Origin of the sequence: Streptomyces albidochromogenes, from assembly GCF_005981925.1 — a bacterium.
GTDB classification, from domain to species: Bacteria; Actinomycetota; Actinomycetes; order Streptomycetales; family Streptomycetaceae; genus Streptomyces; species Streptomyces albidochromogenes.
Window position 1 is genome coordinate 1 of record NZ_VBVX01000500.1, and the last position, 2,946, is coordinate 2,946.

Genomic DNA, 2,946 nt, shown 5'->3' on the forward strand with positions numbered 1-2,946 from the left:
CCCCCGCCCTCCTCATCGGCGGTCTCGGTGTCGGCTTCTCCCTCGCGCGGGCCGCCTCGCAGGGGCGGTGGGGGCGGATCGTCGTCATCGAGCGTGAGCAGGCGATCATCGACTGGCACCGCGAGGGGCCGCTGTCCCGGATCTCCGGCGAGGCGCTCGCCGATCCGCGATGCGAGATCATTCACACCGACCTGGTGGATTACGTCGGCGAAAACCGGATCGGGGTCGCTGGTACGGACCAGGACACGTACGACGCGCTCTGCCTCGACATCGACAACGGGCCCGACTGGACCGTCACCGACGACAACGCCAATCTCTACTCCCCGCAGGGGCTTGCGGGGTGCATGAGGCGGTTGAGACCTGGAGGAATCCTCGCCGTCTGGTCGGCGCAGCCGTCCCCCGCCTTTGAGGATGCGTTGCGGAATGCCGGATTCAACTTGGTTCGGACCGAAGAGATCCAAGTTGCCCGGGGCGTTCCTGACGTGGTCCATCTCGCGGTTCGCCCTGCGTAGCCGGGACGCAGTCGGTGCATCTACGCTGCTGCCCTACACGTGGGATAGAAGAGAACTCCCAGGGGCGGGGCAATGGAGCAGACACACACCAGCCACAACGGCCTCGCGGCCACTCCGGGCGCTCAGCGCCGGGTGCTGGTCGTCGAGGACGACGCGACCATCGTCGACGCCATTGCCGCGCGACTTCGCGCCGAGGGCTTCCAGGTGCAGACGGCCGTCGACGGCCCCGCGGCTGTGGACGCCGCCGAGGCGTGGCAGCCCGACCTGATGGTTCTCGACATCATGCTGCCGGGCTTCGACGGCCTGGAGGTCTGCCGCCGCGTGCAGGCGCAGCGGCCGGTGCCGGTGCTGATGCTGACGGCGCGCGACGACGAGACCGACATGCTGGTCGGGCTCGGGGTCGGCGCCGACGACTACATGACCAAGCCGTTCTCCATGCGCGAGCTGGCGGCCCGGGTGCACGTCCTGCTGCGCCGCGTCGAGCGGGCGACGATCGCCGCCTCGACGCCGCGCAGCGGCATCCTGCGCCTCGGCGAACTGGAGATCGACCACGCGCAGCGCCGGGTGCGGGTGCGCGGTGACGACGTACACCTGACGCCGACGGAGTTCGACCTGCTGGTGTGCCTGGCGAACACGCCGCGCGCCGTGCTCTCGCGCGAGCAGCTGCTCGCCGAGGTGTGGGACTGGGCGGACGCGTCGGGCACCAGGACCGTCGACAGCCACATCAAGGCCCTTCGGCGGAAGATCGGCGCGGAGCGGATCCGTACGGTCCACGGAGTGGGGTACGCACTGGAGACTCCGCCGGCATGACGCGGCAGGGGAACGGGCTGCGTCCCTTCTCGATCAAGACCAAGCTCGGCACGCTCGTCGTCGTCTCGGTCTTCATCACCACCGGTCTGATCCTGGTGGCACTCCGTACCAAGACGGAGCTGCGTTTCATCACGGTCTTCTCGGTCATCGCCTCGATGCTGATCACCCAGTTCGTGGCACACAGCCTGACCTCCCCCCTGGACGAGATGACGACGGTGGCCAAGTCCATCGCGCACGGCGACTACACCCGGCGGGTGCGCGGCGCGGGCCGCCGTGACGAGCTGGGCGACCTGGCGGCGACGATCAACCGCATGGCGGACGATCTGGAGGCCGTGGACCGGCACCGCAAGGAATTGGTCGCCAACGTCTCGCACGAGCTGAGAACCCCCATCGCGGGGCTCAGAGCGGTACTGGAGAACGTCGTGGACGGGGTCTCCGCCGCGGACCCCGAGACGATGCGTACGGCGCTGAAGCAGACCGAGCGGCTCGGCCGGCTGGTGGAGACGCTGCTCGACCTGTCCCGGCTGGACAACGGCGTCGTGCCGCTGAAGGCGCACCGCTTCGAGGTTTGGCCGTACCTCTCGGGCGTGCTCAAAGAGGTCAATGTGATCGCCTCGCAGCGCGGTCTGGCCTCCGGGTCCGGCAGTCATACGCGTACGGACGTGCATCTGCACCTGGACGTGTCGCCGCCCGAGCTGACCGCGCACGCGGACGTCGAGCGACTGCATCAGGTCGTCGCGAATCTGCTCGACAACGCCGTCAAGCACAGCCCGCCGCACGGCCGCGTCACCGTGCGGGCCCGGCGGGGCCCGCAGCCGGAGAGCCTGGACCTGGAGGTCCTGGACGAGGGGCCGGGCATACCCGAGTCCGAGTGGCACCGGGTCTTCGAGCGTTTCAACCGGGGCAGCCTCCCGGCGCCGCACGGTCCCGGCAGTGACGGCGGCACGGGGCTCGGCCTCGCGATCGCCCGCTGGGCGGTGGATCTGCACGGCGGGCGGATCGGTGTGGCCGAATCCGCGCGCGGCTGCCGGATCCAAGTCACTCTTCCGGGGAAGCCCGTTACTCGTCAGTTGACGTAGGGTCGAACCGGAAGCACACGTTCTGCGTGTCCTCCATTGGGGGTGCGGCCCAAAGTGGGCCGTAACCACGGTCCGTCCTACCCGGACCACAGCGGACTGCACCGGAACCCCGCTTGTTTCCCGCCATTCCAGGCGACGAAACCAGCTCTCCGATGTGACTTACGCGACGGAAGGCCCGCCCGGCCTGCACCTCCCGGCCGGGGAGGCGTAGCCTTTATTTCCGCTGTCCATCACCTTGCGAAGCGGAAGAGGGCGGTTAACGCCGTGTCGTCTCAGTCCCCCAGTAGCCCGAGCGTCTCGACCGACCAAGACGGGCAAGGGAAGAACCCTGCCGCTGCCTTCGGTCCCAATGAGTGGCTCGTCGACGAGATCTACCAGCAGTACCTCCAGGACCCGAATTCGGTCGACCGCGCCTGGTGGGACTTCTTCGCCGACTACAAGCCCGGTTCCACCCCCGCGGCGGAGAAGACCGCCACGCCCGAAACCGAAGACGTGACCGGGGCCGCCGCACAGCCGGCCCAGGTCGCCCCGGCCCCCGCCGCGCC

4 protein-coding genes are annotated in these 2,946 nt (G+C 69.1%); all 4 read left to right on the plus strand.

The genetic code is table 11. The annotated features are described in order from the left end of the window. A partial coding sequence (locus tag E2E34_RS33085; RefSeq protein ID WP_138905529.1) for a spermidine synthase family protein occupies positions 1-512 on the plus strand: 512 nt, incomplete at its 5' end. A 72-nt stretch (positions 513-584) separates the two neighbouring features. Beyond that, a complete protein-coding gene (locus E2E34_RS33090; RefSeq protein WP_138899046.1) occupies positions 585-1,322 on the plus strand; it encodes a response regulator transcription factor in 738 nt (245 codons plus the stop codon). Then, positions 1,319-2,401: a HAMP domain-containing sensor histidine kinase gene (locus tag E2E34_RS33095; protein WP_138899045.1), complete on the plus strand. Its 1,083-nt coding sequence runs from the start codon at positions 1,319-1,321 to the stop codon at positions 2,399-2,401. The genes E2E34_RS33090 and E2E34_RS33095 overlap by 4 nt, the downstream gene beginning before the upstream one ends. A 264-nt stretch (positions 2,402-2,665) precedes the next feature. Continuing rightward, positions 2,666-2,946, plus strand: a 281-nt coding sequence (locus E2E34_RS33100) for a 2-oxoglutarate dehydrogenase E1 subunit family protein (protein ID WP_244316377.1), incomplete at its 3' end; no start/stop codon positions are given.